We start from the raw sequence: 17334 nt of genomic DNA on the forward strand, positions 1-17334 counted from the left end.
GCGCCCCGCCGGGTCAGCGCGCGGTGCTGTTCCGGCCGTCGCGCCAGCCGAGCAGGTCGCGCACGGGAGCGAGGTCGATGTCCGGACCGGTGATGCCGAGCGTGAACAGGCGGGCGCCCAGGTCGTACTGCTGGTCGAGCACGTCGAATGAGGCGTCGCCGACACCGCCGCGCACGCTCGCGCCGGTCGAGATCTCGATCGCGGCCGGGTCGCGGTCGACGCGGCCGCACCACTCCGAGAGCACGCCGAGCTTGCGCTCGAGCGTCGGGACGTCCGAGAAGCTGTGCCAGATGTCGGCGTGCTCGGCGACGATCCGCAGCGTCTTCTTCTCGCCGCCGCCGCCGATCATCACCGGGATGTCGCGGGTGGGCGCCGGGTTGAGCATCGACCACCGGCTGCGGATGCGCGGCATCGCCTCGGAGAGCTCGTCGAGGCGGGAGCCGGCGGTGCCGAACTCGTAGCCGTACTCCTCGTAGTCGCGCTCGAACCAGCCCGAGCCGATGCCGAAGATCAGACGGCCCTCGGCGCCCTTGGCGCTGATGTGGTCGACCGTGCGCGCCATGTCGGCGAGGAGGTCGGGGTTCCGGTAGCTGTTGCAGGTGACCAGCGGGCCGAACTCGATGCGGCTGGTCTGCTCGGCCCAGGCCGCGAGCATGCTCCAGCCCTCGAAGTGCAGGCCGTTCGGCTCTCCCGAGAGCGGGAAGAAGTGGTCCCAGTTGAAGGCGATGTCGACGCCGAGGTCCTCGAGCTCGGCGAGCGTGTCGCGGATGACCTCGTAGGGGACGTGCTGCGGTGCGATCTGGACGCCGATGCGGACGGGGCGCGCGTGTGCGGTTGTCATGCCCTCACGCTAGCGAGCGGTGCGCCTCACGGGGATCCCCGCTGCGGCCCCCGGAGGGACGGCGCGCTACTCCCCCGCCGGGTCCGGCGACGCCGAGGGCGCCTCGTCGCTCGTGGAGCGGGCGAGCTTGACGACGGTGGCCCCCTCCTCGTCGAACAGGCGGAGCCGTCCGCCGTCGATCGAGGCCATCGCCGCCTCAGAGAAGATCATCGGCAGCGCGACGCCGTCGCAGGCGATCAGCGTGCTCGGCCCGGCCGAGACGGTGAGGGCGCCCTCCTGGTCGATCGACCACTCGCCCTGCGCGCCGTTGCAGCCGTCGGAGCCCGTCCAGGTCCCGTCCTCCGCGATCAGGAGGAAAGGAACGTCGGGCGCGTCGTAGGAGACGCCCGTCACCCAGCGGCCGACCAGGTCCTCCGGGGAGGGCGCCGTCATCGCGTCGACCCCGGAGCCCTCGGCGCAGCCGGTGAGCCCGAGCACGGCCGCGAGGACGAGGATCCCGCCCGCGCGTCCGGCCGCGACCCGCCTCATCGCCCGAGGAGCTTCTGCAGCTGCTCGAGCTCCTCCGGCGTGGGCTGGGCGCCCTTGCCGGCGCCGCCGCCCAGGCCGAAGCCGGAGCCGCCCGCATCGCCCGGGCGGGGCCCGGAGGTGATCGCCGCGTTCTCGGCCGCGCGCTTCGCGGGGTTGCCGGACTTGCTGCTCTTCTTCTTCTGCGGCTTCGGGCGGCCCTGGTAGCCGGCGCCGGGCACCGGGCCCATCCCGGGGACCGAGGGCATGCCGCCCTTGGCGACCGTCTTCATCATCTTGGCGGCCTGCTCGAAGCGCTGGACGAGCTGGTTGACGTCCGTGACCGTCATGCCGGAGCCGCGGGCGATGCGCAGGCGCCGCGAGCCGTTGAGCAGCTTCGGGTTGACCCGCTCCGCCTTCGTCATCGACTGGATGATCGCCTCGGTGCGCACGATCTCGCGCTCGTCGAACTGGTCGAGCTGCTCTCGCATGCCCTTCGCGCCGGGCAGCATGCCGATCATCTTCTTGATCGAGCCCATGTTGCGCAGCTGCTGCATCTGGCCGAGGAAGTCGTCGAGGGTGAACGTGTCCCCCATGATCTTCTCGGCGATCTTCCGCGCCTCGTCCTCGTCGAACGCGGACTGGGCCTGCTCGATGAGCGTCAGCACGTCGCCGAGGTCGAGGATGCGGCTCGCCATGCGGTCGGGGTGGAACTGCTCGAAGTCGTCGAGCGACTCGCCCGTGGAGGCGAAGAGGATCGGGCGGCCGGTGAGCGAGGCGACCGAGAGCGCCGCGCCTCCGCGGGCGTCGCCGTCGAGCTTGGAGAGGACGACGCCGGTGAAGTCGACGCCCTCCTGGAAGGCCTTGGCGGTCGCGACCGCGTCCTGGCCGATCATCGCGTCGATGACGAACAGGACCTCGTCGGGGTTCGTGACGCGGCGGATGTCGGCGGCCTGCTTCATCATGTCGGCGTCGACGCCGAGGCGTCCGGCCGTGTCGATGATGACCGTGTCGTACTGCTTGTCGGTCGCGAAGCGGATCGCGTTCTGGGCGACCTTGACCGGGTTGCCGACGCCGTTGCCCGGCTCCGGCGCGTAGACCGCGACTCCGGCCTGCTCGCCGACGACCTGCAGCTGCTGAACGGCGTTGGGGCGCTGGAGGTCGGCCGCGACGAGCAGCGGGGTGTGGCCGTCCTTGCCGAGGTACTTGCCGAGCTTGCCCGCGAGGGTCGTCTTGCCCGCGCCCTGGAGGCCGGCGAGCATGATGACGGTCGGCGGGCGCTTGGCGAACTCGAGCCGGCGCGACTGTCCGCCGAGGATCGCGACGAGCTCCTCGTTGACGATCTGGACGACCTGCTGGGCCGGATTGAGCGCCTTGTTGACCTCGTCGCCGAGGGCGCGCTCGCGCACCTTGCCGGTGAACTCCTTCACGACCTCCAGCGCCACGTCGGCGTCGAGGAGTGCCCGCCGGATCTCGCGGACGGTGCCGTCGACGTCCGACGCGGAGAGCTTGCCCTTCGTGCGGAGGTTCTTGAAGGTCTCGACGAGTCGATCGGAGAGGGTGCCGAAAGTAGCCATGATGCCCGGAATTCTACCGGAGGCTCGGAGGGTCGGCGGGCGGGGCCGCCGATCCGCTCACGATAGGCGCGATCACCACGGAGCGGATTAACTGGTCCGGGTCCAAGAACAGGGCTAGGGTGGCCCGGTGATCGAGACACTGGTGGCGGGCGACTCCGCGGACCCCCTGGACTACTCCGACGGCTGGGAGCTGCAGCGCCGCCTGCACGCCGAGGTGGTGGCGGGCTCGAGGCCGGACACCCTCGTGCTCTGCGAGCACTCCTCCGTCTACACCGCCGGCAAGCGCACCGAGGCGCACGAGCGCCCGGACGACGGCTCGCCCGTGGTCGACGTCGACCGCGGAGGGCGGATCACCTGGCACGGTCCGGGCCAGCTCGTCGGCTACCCGATCGTGCGGCTCGGCGAGCCCGTCGACGTGGTCGCCTACGTCCGCTCGCTGGAGGGCGTGCTGATCGCCGCTCTCGACGACCTGGGCGTGCAGGGGCGGCGCGTCGACGGGCGCTCGGGAGTGTGGATCCCGAGGGACGGCGGCGCCGACAAGATCGCCGCGATCGGCATCCGCGTCGCCTCGGGCGTGACGATGCACGGCTTCGCCCTCAACGTCTCGAACAGCCTCGAGCCCTACGCCCGCATCGTCGCCTGCGGCATCGCCGACGCCGGGGTGACCACGCTCGAGCGCGAGCGCGGCGAGGCTCCGCCCATGGAGGCGGTGCGGGCGCGGGTGGCGGCGCGCTTCTCGGAGGCGGCCCCCGCCTTCTCCGCCCGCATCGAGGAGGTCGCCGCGTGAGCGCCGAGGCCGGCGGCCGCAAGCTCCTGCGGCTGGAGATCCGCAACGCCGAGACGCCGATCGAGCGCAAGCCCGAGTGGATCCGCACGAAGGCCTCGATGGGCCCGGAGTACCGGCAGCTGCAGTCGCTGGTGAAGAGCGAGGAGCTGCACACCGTCTGCCAGGAGGCGGGCTGCCCCAACATCTTCGAGTGCTGGGAGGACCGAGAGGCGACCTTCCTCATCGGCGGCGCCCAGTGCACCCGCCGCTGCGACTTCTGCCAGATCGACACCGGGAAGCCCGCGGACTACGACGCGGACGAGCCCCGGCGCGTCGGCGAGTCCGTGGCGCGGATGAACCTCCGCTACGCGACCGTCACCGGAGTCGCCCGCGACGACCTGCCGGACGAGGGCTCCTGGCTCTACGCCGAGACCATCCGCCAGATCCACGCCCAGGCTCCGGGCACGGGGGTCGAGATCCTGGTCCCGGACTTCACCGGCCGCGCCGAGCACCTGCAGCGGGTGTTCGACGCGGAGCCGGAGGTGTTCGCCCACAACGTCGAGACGGTGCCGCGGATCTTCAAGCGCATCCGGCCGGCCTTCCGCTACGAGCGCTCGCTCGACGTGCTCACCCAGGGCCGGGAGGCGGGGCTGATCACGAAGTCGAACCTCATCCTCGGCATGGGCGAGGAGCGGGAGGAGATCTCGCAGGCGCTGCAGGACCTCTACGACGCCGGCACCGACATCGTGACCATCACGCAGTACCTCCGCCCGACGCCGCGGCATCTGCCGGTGGACCGCTGGGTGCACCCGGAGGAGTTCGTGGCGATCAAGGAGGAGGCCGAGGACATCGGCTTCCTCGGCGTCCTCGCGGGGCCCCTGGTCCGCTCCTCCTACCGGGCCGGCCGGCTCTGGGCGCGCTCGATGGAGTCGAAGGGGCTGCCGGTCCCGGAGCACCTGCGCCACCTCGCCGACGCGGCACTGGGCTTCTCGCAGGCCGTGTAGCCCGCCACCGGGACGGCGCCGGCGCGACGTCCCGGGCGGGGCCGCTCAGCTGACGAGCTGCTGGGCGAAGACGTGGGGGGTGAAGCCGGTGAGGTCGCCGATGCCCTCGCCCTGGCCGACGAGCTTGATCGGGATGCCGGTGCGCTCCTGGACCGCGAGGACGAAGCCGCCCTTCGCGGAGCCGTCGAGCTTGGTGATGACCAGGCCGGTGACGCCCGCGTGCTCGATGAACGCCTCGGCCTGGCTCAGCCCGTTCTGACCGGTCGTCGCGTCGAGCACGAGCAGGATCTCGGAGATCGGGGCCTGCTTCTCGATGACGCGCTTGATCTTCGTGAGCTCGTCCATCAGCCCGCCCTTGGTGTGCAGGCGGCCGGCCGTGTCGATGATGACCATCTCGACGCCGGTGTCCTTCGCGAACTGCACGGTCTGGAAGGCGACGGACGCCGGATCCTGGCGCTCCTGCTGCGGGCGGACGATCTGGGCGTCGGCGCGCTGCGCCCAGGTGGCGAGCTGGTCGACCGCCGCGGCGCGGAAAGTGTCGGCCGCGCCGACCACGACGCTCCGGCCGTAGTTGCGGAGGAACTTGGCGAACTTGCCGATGGTCGTGGTCTTGCCGACGCCGTTCGCGCCGACCACGAGGATCACGGCGGGGCGCTCGCTGAGCTTGAGGGTCGTGTCGTACTTCGACAGACGCTCCTCGAGGGACTCGCGGAGCATCCGCTGCAGGTCGCGCGGGTCGGTGGTGGAGTAGCGGGCGACCTTGGCGCGGAGGTCGTCGACGATCTCCTCGGTGATGTCGGGGCCGAAGTCGGCGGTGATCAGCGCCGTCTCGAGGTCGTCCCAGGTCTGGTCGTCGATCGTGCGCTTCTCGAACAGGCCGCGCAGTGCGCGGCCGAGCGACCAGGAGGTGCGTTCTGCCATGGGTCCAGGCTACCGGCGGGCGCGCCTCCGAGCGGTCGGGGAGGCGGGTTCAGGCCGGGGGCGCGGCGACGCGCTGGCCGACGACGGCCGAGACGCCGTCCTGCCGCATCGAGACGCCGTAGAGGGCGTCCGCGATCTCCATGGTCCGCTTCTGGTGGGTGATGACGATCAGCTGGCTCGAGGTGCGCAGGTCCTCGAAGATGCTGAGCAGTCGGCCGAGATTCGCGTCATCGAGGGCGGCCTCCACCTCGTCCATGATGTAGAAGGGGCTCGGCCGCGACTTGAAGATGGCGACCATGAACGCCACGGCCGCGAGCGAGCGCTCCCCTCCGGAGAGGAGCGACAGCCGCTCGATCTTCTTGCCGGCCGGCCGCACCGCGACCTCGATGCCGGTGGTGAGCAGGTTCTCCGGGTCGGTCAGGCGGATGCTGCCGGTGCCGCCGGGGAAGAGGACGGGGAACACGTCCGCGAACGCCGCCTGCGTGTCGTCGAACGCGGAGGCGAACACGGTCTGCATCGTCTCGTCGAGCTCCTCGATGATGGTGAGCAGGTCGCGCCGGGTCCCGGTGAGGTCGGCCAGCTGCTCGGTCAGGAACGCGTGCCGCTGCTCCAGCGCGGCGAACTCCTCCAGCGCGAGCGGATTGACGCGGCCCAGCTGCCCGAGCTGCTTCTCGGCCTTCTCGAGGCGGCGGCGCTGCTCCTCGCGGACGTAGGGCCGCGGCTCCTGCTCCACGTCCGTCTCGTCGGGGACGCCGACTCCGGGACCGTACTCCTCCACCAGCACGTCCTCGGTGAGCCCGAGCTCGGACGCGGCGCGCTCGAGCAGACCGGTGAGCTGCAGCCTCTTCTCGTAGATCTGCAGCTCGAGGCCGTGGACGCTCTCGGTGACGGACTGGAGCCGGTCGCGCACGCTCCCCTCCTCGCGGCGGAGCCCCTGCAGCTCGGCGTTCTGCTGCGAGCGCGCCGCCTCGGCCGCGACGAGCTCGGCCCGGGCCTGCTGGACGGAGCGGTCGACGGAGGCGAGGACGGCGGGGAGCGCGGCGGTCACCTCGGCCGCCGCGTCGCGCTGGCGACGGCGGATCACGGCGCGGCGCGCGGCCTCGTCGGCGGCGGCGCGGTCGGCGGCCAGCTGGCGGGCCAGCGCCTCCCCGCGGGACTGCTCCGCCCGCACCCGCTCCTTGGCGGTCTCGACGCCGAGCCGCGCCTCGATCTCGCGCTCGCGTGCGGTGTCGACGTCGCGCTGCAGACCGTCGCGCGCGCTCGCGTCGAGCACCGGCCGGGGCCTGGCGCGCGCGGCGTCGAGCGCCGACCTCGCCTCCTGGGCCGCGCGCTCGGCGTCGCCGACCCGGTCCGAGGCGACGGCCACCGCCCTCGAGCCCCGGCCGTGCTCGGCGGTGGCCGCCTCGAGCTGGGCGCGCACGCCGCCGAGCCGCTCGGTGTGGGCGGCACGGGCGGCGTCGTGCTCGCGGAGGGCCGAGAGCGCGCTCGCGGCCTGCTCCTTCGCGCCGCGGAGCGCTCCGGTCTGCTCGGCGAGCTCGAAGCGGAGCCGGTCGATCCCGCCCTCGACCTCCTCCAGCCGGGCGGCGGCGGAGTCGCGCTCGGAGACGAGCTCGATCCGGCTGCGCTGCCCGCCGGAGCCGGCGCTCTGCACGGCGTCGGAGACGGTCGCGCCGTCGCGGGTGACCAGGACGGTGCCCGGATCGATGCGCTCCCTCAGCCGCCGCGCCGCGGCGAGGTCCTCGACCACGAGCACGCGCTCGAGGAGCGAGAGGACCCCGGCCGGCGCCGTGACGAGGTCGCCCGCGCGTTCCGCCCCCTCGGGAATGGCGAGAGCGACGTGCGGCCGAGTGGCGTCGGCGACCAGCAGCTCGACGCGTCCGAGGTCGCGCTCCAGCGCGGCGTCCAGAGCCGCGTCGGCCCGGGCGGTCGACTCGACCAGCACGGCGTCGGCGACCGCGCCGAGGGCGGCGGCGATCGCGGCCTCGGAGCCCGGCCGCACCTGGATCCGCTCGGCGACCCGGCCGCGCACCCCCTCGATCCGGGCGGCGATCAGCTCGGCCGAGCCGTCCGAGACGTCGAGGGCCAGCGACAGGGCACCCGTGCGGGCGGCCAGCGCCTCGCGCTCGCGCTCCAGGGCGTGCAGCTCCTCGCGCAGCCGCTCGATCCCGGCCTCGGCGGCCGAGACCGCGGACTGGGCGAGCTCGTAGCCCTCGTCGAGGCCGCCGTCGGGGCCGCGGCCCGCGTCGCCCAGCTCGGCCTCCAGAGCGTCGAGCGCCCGCCGCGCCGCCTCCTTCCGCCGGTCGGCCGCGTCGAGGGTGTTCTGCGCGCGCAGGACCTCGCCCCGGACGGACGCGAGACGGGAGGCGGCGGTGTCGGCCTGCCCCGAGAGGGTGGAGAACTCGAGGTCGTAGCGCGAGACGAGGGCCGCCTGCGCGGCGATCTCCTCGTCGACCGCGTCGAGGGCGGAGCGGGCGGCGACGGTCGTGCCCTGCGCCTGGACCCACGCCGACTCCGCGTCGAGGACGGCCTGCCGCAGGCGCTCCAGCTCGACCCGCGCCTCCTCCACCTGCGCCGGCGTCACGCGCGGCTGGATCTGCGGCTGCTCGGACTCGAGCTCGAGCATCGCGAGCCGCTGCCCGGCGAGGGCCGAGAGGTTGCGCAGCCGCTCCTGCACCGACTCCAGCTCGAACGAGGTGCGCCGGGCGTCGTCGACCGCGTCGCCGACCACCTCCGCCTCGATCCGCGCTCGCCGGAGCGTCGCCTGCTCGAGCCGCTGCTGCAGGACCACCCGCTCGCTGTGCCGCTCGCTCTCGGTGCGGGCGAAGCCGTCCAGAGCGGTCCGGAGCGCGACCACGTCGTCGGCGAGCAGGCGCGCCCGGGCGTCGCGCACCACGGCGGCGATCGTCTGCGCCTGCCGTGCGACCTCGGCCTGGCGCCCGAGGGGCTTGAGCTGGCGCCGGATCTCGCCCGCGAGGTCGGAGAGGCGGGTCAGGTTCGCCTGCATCGCCTCGAGCTTGCGGAGCGTCTTCTCCTTGCGGCGGCGGTGCTTGAGGATCCCGGCGGCCTCCTCGATGAACCCGCGCCGCTCCTCGGGGGTCGCGTGCAGCACGGCGTCGAGCTGTCCCTGCCCCACGATGACGTGCATCTCGCGCCCGAGACCGGAGTCGCTCAACAGCTCCTGCACGTCGAGCAGCCGGCAACCGCGTCCGTTGATCGCGTACTCGCTGCCGCCGTTGCGGAAGAGGGTCCGGGTGATCGTCACCTCGGTGTACTCGATCGGCAGGGCGCCGTCCGAGTTGTCGATGGTGAGCGCGACCTCGGCGCGGCCGAGGGGTCCGCGGGTGGAGGTGCCCGCGAAGATGACGTCCTCCATCTTGCCGCCGCGGAGCGTCTTCGCCCCCTGCTCCCCCATCACCCAGGCGAGCGCGTCGACGACGTTGCTCTTGCCCGAGCCGTTGGGGCCGACGACGCAGGTGACCCCCGGCTCGAAGGCGAACGTGGTCGGCTGAGCGAAGGACTTGAACCCCTTGAGGGTCAGGCTCTTCAGGTACACCCGGCCGCCTCGCTCCCGTCCACAACGCCTCCACGGTAGCCGACGGCCGCGGCCGGGCCGGGAGGCGGAGCCCCGACCGGCCGACGGACCGCCGCGATCCCGCACCGGAACAGGCGCAGGAGGCCGTCGCGGGCGACGGGACGTGCACACTGGGGTGGTGAACCGCACCTCCGACCCGGCGCTCCGGATCCGCGAGCTCGCGATCCCCGAGGCCGTGGGCGCCGACGGCTGGAGCGAGTTCCTCGCCCTGACCGCGATCGGCGATGCGGTGGGGACCGCCCCGGACTGTCGGGCCGTCTACACCTGGAACGCCGAGGAGAACCGACCGATGCTCGCCGTGAACGAGGCCGTCGGCTTCACCCCCGTCGCCCACGAGGGCCAGTGGAGGAAGGAGCTCTCATGACCCCGCTCGTCGAGCCCGGACCGCCGCTGACCGCCGCCGAGCGCGAGCGGTTCGCCCGGCAGATCCGCCTGGCGCCCCTCGGGGAGCTCGGACAGCGGCGCCTCCGGAACGCGCGCGTGCTGATCCTCGGCGCGGGCGGCATCGGCTCGCCGGTGATCACGGCGCTCGCCGCGGCCGGGATCGGGCGGCTCGGCATCGTGGACGGCGATGTCGTCGAGCTCTCGAACCTGGCGCGGCAGACGGCGCACGACGACTCCTCGGTGGGCCGGTCGAAGGCGGAGTCGGCGGCGGCGACCGCGCGGCGGCTCTCCCCCGGCATCGACGCCCGGGCCTTCCCGGTGTCGCTGACCTCGGCCAACGTCGACGCCCTGGTGGCGGGCTGGGACGTCGTGGTCGACGGCTTCGACACCTTCGGCGCGCGCTACCTCGCCTCGGACGCGACGACGCGCGCCGGGATCCCGCACGTGTGGGGATCGGCACTCGGCTTCGACGGGCAGCTCTCGACCTTCTGGGCCGGCGCCCCGGGCGGAGGGGTGACCCTGCGCGCGCTGCACCCCGAGGCCGAGGACGCGGGCGACAGCTGCTCGACGGTGGGCGTGCTGGGCGCGCTCTGCGCGCTGATCGGCTCGGCCATGGCGGCCGAGGTCGTGAAGCTCGTGACCGGGGCGGGCGAGCCGCTGTTCGGTCGCGTCCTCGTGCACGACGCTCTCGACTCCTCCTGGGCCGAGCTCCCTCTCGAGCGGCGGGTGCCGCCGGTCCCGGAGCGGCGGGCCGCGGCGGGCTCGATCACGGCGGCCGAGCTGCGGGAGCGGCTGGCCGGGCCGACGCCCCCGACCGTCGTCGACCTCCGCGAGGACGACGAGGACCGGTCCGTCGCGGTGCCCGGTGCCGTGCGGATGCCGATGTCGCGCTTCGACCCCGTCGCTCTGCCGGCCGGTCCGCTCGTGCTGCACTGCGCCTCCGGGGTCCGGTCGCGTCTCGCGGCGGAGCGCGCGGCGGCGGCGGGCGTGGCGTCCGACTCGCTCGACGGCGGGATGGCGTCGTGGCGGGAGCGGTGACCCGCCCCGCGGCCGCGTGCGCCGCGGAACGGGTGGGGTGAGGCGCACCCAGCGCCCTGCCGATCGGCGACCCGGGATGTTCGGTGCTCGCAGCGGAGAGGATCCGTCCTTCTCCGCGGATCAGGGCGGAGCAGTGTCCGAAGCTGATCGGCGGTGGCGTGCTCGCGGCCACCGTTCCGAGGAGAGCACCCATGCCGACGCCTTCACCGCACTCCGCGCGGCAGGCGGCGCTGCTCGATCCTCCCGACCCGCTCGACCCCGGCGCGGAGGCGTGATGCCCGAGGTCTGGAGTCCCGCCGAGAGGCGGCTGCGTCGGCTCGGCTGGATTCCTCGGCGCCCCCTGCCGCGAGGTGCCGTCTGCGACGCGATCGTCTCGCCGCGCCTCAGCCTCAGCCGCGCCTGGCTGCAGACCGGGGAGTTCGAGGTCCTCCCCCATCCCGGAAGGCTCCGCGTGCTCTTCAGCCTCGACGGGACCGGCCGCCTCTCCGCCCGGGGCCGCGACCACCGGCTCCCGGCCGGCAGCGCTCTCGTGACCCGCGCCTCGACGGTGCAGTACGCGGCGGCGCTCAGTCCGTGGGCGCGCTTCGAGTGGCAGCTGCGCCCCTCGGTGCTCCGCGCGAGCGAGTTCGCCTCGCTCACGGACCGGGTCCTCGCCCTCCCCGAGGCCTACTGGCGCGCACTCACCGGTGCGGCGAACACCGTCCTCACTTTCGGCGTCGAGCCCTCGGACGCGGCCTTCGAGCACTTCGAGATCGCGAGCGAGCACCTCCTGGCCTCGGCCTTCTCGGCGCTGCTGCCCTCCTCCGACCGGGAGGACCGGTCCCCCGCCGCCGTGTACGCGAACGGCACGCGCCTGATCGAGCGGCACTACCGCGACCGCTCCTTCACGGTGGAGACGCTCGCGGAGAGTCTCGGCGTGTCGGTCAGCCACCTGCACCGGGCGTTCTCGGCCGCCGGCACCACCCCTCGTCAGCGGATCGAGCGCGCGCGGGCCTTCGAGGCGCAGCGCCTCCTCGACGAGCTCGGCCCGCGGGCGGCGACGGACCTGGACCGCGTGGCGCGGTCGGCCGGCTTCAGCTCGCGGATCCACATGCAGCGGACCCTCCGCCGGATCGACGACGCGGGCTGACGTGCGCCGCCGCATCCCCCGCGCCGGACGGGCTCCCGGAGAGGAAACGGCCTGAGCGGCTCCCCCGGTCCGGCGGCGCGACGGAACGTCCACGGTCGGGCATGGAACCTCGTCGCGGCCCGTTCCGCGTCGACCGGAGGCCGGACGTTCGGCAGGATCGGCGCGTCCACCACCCCTCGCACGAAAGAAAGAAAAGGAACACCATGACGGACACCAACTCCCTGGACCCGACGGCAGCGCACTCGCGCTCCCTCCCCCCGCGGATCGACTCGACCCGCGGGGGGCCTGCCCGGCGGACGATCATGACGGGTGCGGCCTGGTCCGTCCCCGTCGTCGCCGCGGCGGTCGCGACCCCCGCGGCCGCCGCGTCCACCGGCCTCACCCTCGCCTTCGACGCCCCGGCGTACTCCTTCCCCGCCTGCACCACGAGAACGGTCTCCGTCCTCGCCACGACCAACGGCGCTCCCGCTGTCGGCGACACGGTCACCATCACTCTCCCCGCCGGCCTGACCAGCGGCGGCGCGCAGACCGTCAGGGCGACGACCGGCGCGGACGGACGCGTGAGCATCCCGGTCACGGCCGGGAACGTGGCGCAGAACGGCATCACCCTCTCCGCCGTCTCCGGCGCCGCGGGCGCGACGGCGACCGCGAGCACCACCGCGACCACGGGGACCGCCGTCCGGTACGTCACCGACGGCGGACGGACGACGACGGAGTCGAACGGCAACGTGCCCTCGGGAGCCAAGACCGTCGGACCCCGGTACTACCTGACGGAGTCGGGCGAGCTCTACCACGGCGGGGGGCGGATCGCGCGCGGCGTCACCAGCGTCCAGGGCTTCCGCGACGAGCAGAACCGCGACGTCGCCGACTTCGTCGTCGACGGCGTCTTCTACCGCTTCGTCACCGGAGAGGCCGCGCCGAAGGCCATCGGGAGCGGCGTGCCGGCCGGATCGACGGTCCATGCGCCCGCCTTCTACGTCACACCGAACGGCGAGCTGCGGCGCGCCGGCGGAGCCCTCGTGACCACCGGAGTGACGAGCGCGGACTCCTTCCGCGACCAGAGCAACAACGACGTCATCGACGTGATCGTCGGCTCGGAGCTCGTCCGCTACATCTCCTCCACGAAGAACCAGGTCTACGCCAGGAACGTTCCGGCAGGATCGACGGCCTTGGCGCCCTCGTACCACCTGACGCCGGACGGGCGCCTCTTCAACAGCAGCATCCTGGTCGCCACCGGGGTGACCAGTGCCGACGCCTACCGCGATCGACAGAACCGTGACGTCGTGGACGTGATCCAGAACGGCGCTCTCGTCCGGTACGGCGCGTTCGCGGACAGGACGCAGCCGCAGATCCGCGTCGCCTCCGGTGTGCCCTCCGACGCCACCATCTTCGCGCCGGACGCCTACGTGACCCGGGACGGCCGGGCCTTCGTCAGCGGCGTGCTGGTCGCCACCGGAGTCTCCTCGGCGTTCGGATTCCTCGACGTGCAGAACCGCAACGTGCTCGACACGATGACCAACGTCCTGTGCCCGTGACGCACGGGATCGGCCGCTGATCCGGTCCTGCCCCGCCGCACGCGGGTCCGAGGGAGGCGTCCCACGGGTCCCTGTGCGGCGGGACAGGACCAGTCCGTCCTCGGGATGCAGCGTCCTCCAGAAGCGCGGACGCACCTGCCGCGAACCGCGCGGAGCGGACGCACCGGTCCGGACGAGGACGGCTCGTCACGGAGCGCTCTTCGGGGTCAGCCGCCGGCGAACGGCGGCAGGACGTCGACCGCGGCATCGGGACGCAGCGGCGTGGCCCTGTTCGCGGTCGACACGCCGTCGACCAGGTAGGTGCACCGTGCGAGCACGTCGGCGGCCGAGGGCGCGGAGGCGACGAGTCTCTCCTCGAGAGCGCCCAGGTCGGGCACCTCGTCGAGCTCGTCGGAACCACGGCCGAGGGCGGCCTTGGCCGCCGCGAAGTAGCGGACCCGCATGCTCATCCGCCGATCGCGCTCATCGTGCGCTCGGGCTGCACGAAGCCCGCCCGGTTCATCTCGTGTCCCGCGGGCTTGGCCCACATCGCCCCGCGCCAGAGCTGGGCGACCTCGTGGTCGTCCGCGCCCGCGCGCATCGGGCCGAGCAGGTCCGTCTCCTCGTTCGAGAAGAGGCAGCTGCGGACACCTCCCTCGGCGGTGAGCCGGGTGCGGCGGCAGTCGTCGCAGAAGTTCTCGGTGACGGACGCGATGATCCCCACCTGGCCGAGCACCTCGGACCCCCCGGCCTCGCGGACGTCGAAGAGCTCGGCGGGGGCGCCGTCACGGGGGGCCGCGTGCGGGCTGAGCGAGAAGCGCTCCGAGAGCAGCGCCCGGATGTCCGCGGCGGTGATCATGGTCGCGCGGTCCCAGCCGTGGTCGGCGTCGAGCGCCATCTGCTCGATGAAGCGGAGCTGGTGGCCTCCCGCGAGGGCCCAGGCGAGCAGCTCCGGGGCCTCGTGGTCGTTGATCCCGGGCAGGAGCACCGCGTTGATCTTGGTCTGGTCCAGGCCGGCGGGACCGAGCGCGTCGATGCCCGCGAGCACGCGGTCGAGGAACGGGCGACGGGTGACCTTCGCGAAGGTCTCGGCGCAGATCGAGTCGAGCGAGACGTTGACGCGGTTCAGGCCGGCGTCGGCGAGCGCCGCCGCCCGACCCGACAGGCCGATCGCGTTCGTGGTGAGCGAGATCTCGGGGCGCGGGTCGAGGGAGGCGACGTCGCGGATGATGTCGACGAGGTCCTTGCGCAGGAGCGGCTCGCCGCCGGTGAAGCGGATCTGGCGGACGCCGAACTGCTCCACGGCGATGCGCGCGAGGCGGAGGATCTCCTCACGGCTGAGGAGGGACGCGGGCGGCTGGAACGGCAGGCCCTCCGCCGGCATGCAGTAGGTGCAGCGCAGATTGCACTTGTCCGTCAGCGAGATCCGCAGATCGTCCGCGACGCGCCCGTAGGTGTCCAGGAGGAGCGGGGTGGCGGGGCGGTCGGCCGGGAGGACCGCGCTGCGCTGTCGGGGCCGGAAGCCCGGGATCCCCAGTGCTGTGCTCATCCGCTCACACTACGCCGCGGAACCGGGCGCGACCCGGCAAGATGGACTCGGTCCCGCCGCCGGTCGGGCTCCGCCGCTCGCGAGAGGACACGATGACCTCGATCGACCTGCACGCCGCCCGGGTGCGGGCGCTGCTCGCGCCGCTGGCCACGCGGGGTGCCCGCGAGACGCTGAGCCTGGATCCGGCCGCCGTCGCCGCCGATACGGGCGCGTACGACCGGCGGGTCCTCGCCCGCTCCGTCGACTCCCCGCTCGACCTGCCGCGCTTCGACAACTCGCAGATGGACGGCTTCGCGGTGCGGGCGGCCGACCTCGACGCGGCGGCGCCGGAGCATCCCGTCGCCCTGCCCGTCTCGGCGCCGATCCCCGCGGGCGACCGGGCGCCGCGGCACGAGCCCGGCACGGCGACACCGATCATGACCGGCTCGCCGCTGCCGGTGGGGGCCGACGCCGTCGTCCCGGTCGAGCGCGTCGATCCTCCGCGCTTCCCCGCGGAGGGCAGCGTCGCCTTCGCGCACCCGGTGGTGCCGGCGACCTTCGTCCGAGCCCGGGGCAGCGACGCCCGCCGCGGCGAGCTCGCCCTCCCGGCCGGCACGGTCCTCCGCGCGGCCCACTACGGACTCCTCGCCTCCCTCGGGCTGACCGAGGCGGAGGTGCTGCCGCGACTCCGGGTGCTCGTCGTCCCCACCGGCAACGAGATCCGTCCCGCAGGCGCCGTCCTCGAGGAGGCGCAGATCCACGACGCGAACGGCGCCCTGCTGGCCGAGGCCGTCCGCGAGGCGGGCGCGCTGCCCGTCGTCGCCGCATGCACGAGCGATCGGGCCGAGGACCTCCTGGCGCTGATCGAGGAGCACGCGGGCGCGGCCGACCTGGTGATCACGGTCGGCGGTGTCAGCGCGGGCGCCTACGAGGTCGTCCGCGACGCGCTCGGCCCGGCGGGCTCGGAGTTCGGCCACGTCGAGATGCAGCCGGGCGGCCCGCAGGGCCTCGGTCTCGTGCGCGTGGCCGAGGGGCTGCACCTGCCGGTCGTCTCGCTTCCCGGGAACCCGGTGAGCGCCCTGGTCTCGTTCGAGGTGTTCCTCCGGCCCGTGCTGCGCTCGCTCGCGGGACGGACGCCCGCCGAGCGGCCGCGGCTCCGTGCGCGCCTCGGCACGGCGCTCGACTCGCCCGCGCACCTGCACCAGATCCGCCGCGGAGTCCTCGACGACGAGGGCTTCGTGCACCCGGTGGGCGGGCCCGGCTCGCACCTGCTGGCGTCCTACGCCCGCTCCACCGTGCTCATCCACGTCCCCGTCGGGACGGACCACGCAGCGACCGGCGACACGGTCGAGATCTGGAGGATCGATGACTGAGAGCGATCGGCTCACCCATGTGCGCGGCGACGGAGCCGTGCACATGGTCGATGTGAGCGCGAAGGAGGTCACGGCGCGCACCGCAGTCGCCGAGGGCTACGTCGAGACCTCACCCGAGGTGGTGCGGCTCCTCGAGCAGGGCGAGCTGCCCAAGGGCGAAGCGCTCGGCGTGGCGCGGATCGCCGGGATCCTCGGCGCGAAGGCGACCTCGACCCTCATCCCGCTCTGCCACCCGCTGGCGCTGGACGGCGTCGACGTGGACCTCGAGCCGCAGGACGGCCGCGTCCGGATCGAGGCGCGCGTGCGCACGACCGGGCGCACCGGCGTCGAGATGGAGGCGCTGACCGCGGTCAGCGTGGCCGCCCTCACGGTCTACGACATGATCAAGGCGGTCGATCGCGGTGCCGCGATCACCGGTATCCGTGTGCTCGCGAAGGCGGGCGGGAGGAGCGGCTCGTGGACGAGCGGAGGAACCCCGTGACGCGGCGGGCGGTGGCGGTCGTCGCCTCCACCCGTGCCGCCTCCGGCGTGTACGAGGACCGGACGGGACCGGCGCTCGAGGCCTGGTTCACCACCCGCGGCTGGGAGTCCCGGGTGGTCGTCGTGGCCGACGGCGACGCGGTGGGCGAGGCGATCGCCGACGCGATCGGCAGCGGAGTCGACGTGGTCGTGACCACCGGCGGGACGGGCGTCGCCCCGAGCGACGTCACCCCGGAGCAGACCGCCCCCCTCCTGGAGCGGCCCCTGCCCGGCCTCGCCGAGGCGGTGCGCGCCAAGGGCGCCGCCCACGTCCCGACCGCCGTGCTCAGCCGCGGGCTCGCCGGCGTCAGCGGCCGCACCGTCGTGGTGAACCTCCCCGGCTCCCCCGGCGGCGTCCGCGACGGGATCGACGTGCTCGACCCGGTGATCGGGCACCTGCTCGACCAGCTCGGAGGCGGCGACCATGCCCGCTGAGCCGGTCGCCCTCGCCCGGCTCGCGGCCGAGGCCATCACCGTCGACGAGTGCGAGCAGGCGGTCGACTCCCCGACGCACGGCGCCGTCGTGACCTTCGCGGGCGTCGTCCGCGACCACGACGAGGGCCGCGGCGTGCTCCGGCTGTCCTACGAGGCGCACCCGGACGCCCCCGCCGCACTCCTCGCCTCCGCCCGCCGCATCGCCGACC

The 17334-nt window shown here is 73.7% G+C and carries 17 protein-coding genes; 10 read left to right on the forward strand and 7 right to left on the reverse strand.

Annotation, left to right across the window (positions count from 1 at the left end):
- Positions 1–13 precede the first annotated feature (13 nt).
- The 3 genes from C5C71_RS02045 to ffh form a co-directional block, all read right to left on the reverse strand.
- Entirely contained in the window at positions 14–841 is an 828-nt protein-coding gene (locus C5C71_RS02045) for an LLM class F420-dependent oxidoreductase (RefSeq protein WP_104337057.1), read from the reverse strand.
- Between the two features lie 66 nt (positions 842–907).
- Complete coding sequence (locus C5C71_RS02050) at positions 908–1369, reverse strand: META domain-containing protein (protein WP_104226881.1); 462 nt, start codon at positions 1367–1369, stop codon at positions 908–910.
- Positions 1366–2922: a signal recognition particle protein gene (gene ffh, locus C5C71_RS02055; protein ID WP_104226882.1), complete on the reverse strand. Its 1557-nt coding sequence runs from the start codon at positions 2920–2922 to the stop codon at positions 1366–1368. Before ffh ends, C5C71_RS02050 begins: the two co-directional genes overlap by 4 nt.
- 127 nt (positions 2923–3049) lie before the next feature.
- On the opposite strand from ffh, the gene lipB reads away from it, so the two are divergent.
- Together lipB and lipA are read left to right on the forward strand one after the other, a co-directional pair.
- Positions 3050–3709: a lipoyl(octanoyl) transferase LipB gene (gene lipB, locus C5C71_RS02060; RefSeq protein ID WP_104226883.1), complete on the forward strand. Its 660-nt coding sequence runs from the start codon at positions 3050–3052 to the stop codon at positions 3707–3709.
- On the forward strand, positions 3706–4692 hold the full coding sequence (lipA, locus tag C5C71_RS02065; RefSeq protein ID WP_104226884.1) for a lipoyl synthase: 987 nt from the start codon (positions 3706–3708) through the stop codon (positions 4690–4692). The genes lipB and lipA overlap by 4 nt, the downstream gene beginning before the upstream one ends.
- 45 nt (positions 4693–4737) lie before the next feature.
- Here the strand turns inward: lipA and ftsY are convergent, their stop codons facing one another.
- Positions 4738–5613: a signal recognition particle-docking protein FtsY gene (gene ftsY / locus C5C71_RS02070; RefSeq protein ID WP_104337058.1), complete on the reverse strand. Its 876-nt coding sequence runs from the start codon at positions 5611–5613 to the stop codon at positions 4738–4740.
- A 49-nt stretch (positions 5614–5662) separates the two neighbouring features.
- Positions 5663–9166 (reverse strand): chromosome segregation protein SMC, encoded by a 3504-nt coding sequence (gene smc, locus C5C71_RS02075; RefSeq protein ID WP_104337059.1) that lies wholly within the window; start codon positions 9164–9166, stop codon positions 5663–5665.
- Between the two features lie 157 nt (positions 9167–9323).
- Between smc and C5C71_RS18035 the strand changes: the two genes are divergently transcribed.
- The 4 genes from C5C71_RS18035 to C5C71_RS02095 all read left to right on the forward strand — a co-directional run bounded on the left by C5C71_RS18035 (position 9324) and on the right by C5C71_RS02095 (position 13291).
- Positions 9324–9569 (forward strand): hypothetical protein, encoded by a 246-nt coding sequence (locus C5C71_RS18035; RefSeq protein WP_181065628.1) that lies wholly within the window; start codon positions 9324–9326, stop codon positions 9567–9569.
- The gene (locus C5C71_RS02085) at positions 9566–10627 is read left to right on the forward strand and encodes a ThiF family adenylyltransferase (RefSeq protein WP_104223922.1); all 1062 of its coding nucleotides are present in this window, start codon (positions 9566–9568) and stop codon (positions 10625–10627) included. Before C5C71_RS18035 ends, C5C71_RS02085 begins: the two co-directional genes overlap by 4 nt.
- 274 nt (positions 10628–10901) lie before the next feature.
- Positions 10902–11756, forward strand: a complete 855-nt coding sequence (locus C5C71_RS02090; protein ID WP_104226887.1) for an AraC family transcriptional regulator — start codon at positions 10902–10904, stop codon at positions 11754–11756.
- Positions 11757–11959: 203 nt separating this feature from the next.
- Positions 11960–13291, forward strand: a complete 1332-nt coding sequence (locus C5C71_RS02095; RefSeq protein ID WP_104337060.1) for a hypothetical protein — start codon at positions 11960–11962, stop codon at positions 13289–13291.
- A 206-nt stretch (positions 13292–13497) separates the two neighbouring features.
- Here the strand turns inward: C5C71_RS02095 and C5C71_RS02100 are convergent, their stop codons facing one another.
- Both C5C71_RS02100 and moaA read right to left on the reverse strand, forming a co-directional pair.
- Positions 13498–13740 carry a MoaD/ThiS family protein gene (locus C5C71_RS02100; protein ID WP_104247637.1) on the reverse strand — a complete coding sequence of 81 codons (243 nt, stop codon included), beginning with the start codon at positions 13738–13740 and terminating at the stop codon, positions 13498–13500.
- On the reverse strand, positions 13737–14819 hold the full coding sequence (gene moaA / locus C5C71_RS02105; protein WP_104226889.1) for a GTP 3',8-cyclase MoaA: 1083 nt from the start codon (positions 14817–14819) through the stop codon (positions 13737–13739). The genes C5C71_RS02100 and moaA overlap by 4 nt, the downstream gene beginning before the upstream one ends.
- 92 nt (positions 14820–14911) lie before the next feature.
- Here moaA and glp point away from each other — a divergent pair, with 92 nt between their 5' ends.
- The 4 genes from glp to C5C71_RS18040 all read left to right on the forward strand — a co-directional run.
- Positions 14912–16171 (forward strand): gephyrin-like molybdotransferase Glp, encoded by a 1260-nt coding sequence (gene glp / locus C5C71_RS02110; protein WP_104337065.1) that lies wholly within the window; start codon positions 14912–14914, stop codon positions 16169–16171.
- The gene (gene moaC / locus C5C71_RS02115) at positions 16164–16652 is read left to right on the forward strand and encodes a cyclic pyranopterin monophosphate synthase MoaC (RefSeq protein WP_104232482.1); all 489 of its coding nucleotides are present in this window, start codon (positions 16164–16166) and stop codon (positions 16650–16652) included. The genes glp and moaC overlap by 8 nt, the downstream gene beginning before the upstream one ends.
- The gene (locus C5C71_RS02120; protein ID WP_244229433.1) at positions 16628–17125 is read left to right on the forward strand and encodes a molybdenum cofactor biosynthesis protein B; all 498 of its coding nucleotides are present in this window, start codon (positions 16628–16630) and stop codon (positions 17123–17125) included. Before moaC ends, C5C71_RS02120 begins: the two co-directional genes overlap by 25 nt.
- On the forward strand, positions 17115–17334 hold a 220-nt coding region (locus tag C5C71_RS18040), incomplete at its 3' end, for a molybdenum cofactor biosynthesis protein MoaE (protein ID WP_146084408.1). The genes C5C71_RS02120 and C5C71_RS18040, both read left to right, overlap by 11 nt.

The sequence above is a fragment of the Rathayibacter sp. AY1C1 genome (genome assembly GCF_002932105.1).
GTDB lineage: Bacteria > Actinomycetota > Actinomycetes > Actinomycetales > Microbacteriaceae > Rathayibacter.

What these genes read in the sequence shown, in the direction of transcription:
- moaC (WP_104232482.1), top strand. Translation starts at nt 16,164, where the DNA reads ATGACTGAGAGCGATCGGCTCACCCATGTGCGCGGCGACGGAGCCGTG.
- C5C71_RS02090 (WP_104226887.1), top strand. Translation starts at nt 10,902, where the DNA reads ATGCCCGAGGTCTGGAGTCCCGCCGAGAGGCGGCTGCGTCGGCTCGGC.
- C5C71_RS02100 (WP_104247637.1), bottom strand. Translation starts at nt 13,740, where the DNA reads ATGAGCATGCGGGTCCGCTACTTCGCGGCGGCCAAGGCCGCCCTCGGC.
- ffh (WP_104226882.1), bottom strand. Translation starts at nt 2,922, where the DNA reads ATGGCTACTTTCGGCACCCTCTCCGATCGACTCGTCGAGACCTTCAAG.
- C5C71_RS02045 (WP_104337057.1), bottom strand. Translation starts at nt 841, where the DNA reads ATGACAACCGCACACGCGCGCCCCGTCCGCATCGGCGTCCAGATCGCA.
- C5C71_RS02095 (WP_104337060.1), top strand. Translation starts at nt 11,960, where the DNA reads ATGACGGACACCAACTCCCTGGACCCGACGGCAGCGCACTCGCGCTCC.
- C5C71_RS02085 (WP_104223922.1), top strand. Translation starts at nt 9,566, where the DNA reads ATGACCCCGCTCGTCGAGCCCGGACCGCCGCTGACCGCCGCCGAGCGC.
- C5C71_RS02050 (WP_104226881.1), bottom strand. Translation starts at nt 1,369, where the DNA reads ATGAGGCGGGTCGCGGCCGGACGCGCGGGCGGGATCCTCGTCCTCGCG.
- ftsY (WP_104337058.1), bottom strand. Translation starts at nt 5,613, where the DNA reads ATGGCAGAACGCACCTCCTGGTCGCTCGGCCGCGCACTGCGCGGCCTG.
- moaA (WP_104226889.1), bottom strand. Translation starts at nt 14,819, where the DNA reads ATGAGCACAGCACTGGGGATCCCGGGCTTCCGGCCCCGACAGCGCAGC.
- glp (WP_104337065.1), top strand. Translation starts at nt 14,912, where the DNA reads ATGACCTCGATCGACCTGCACGCCGCCCGGGTGCGGGCGCTGCTCGCG.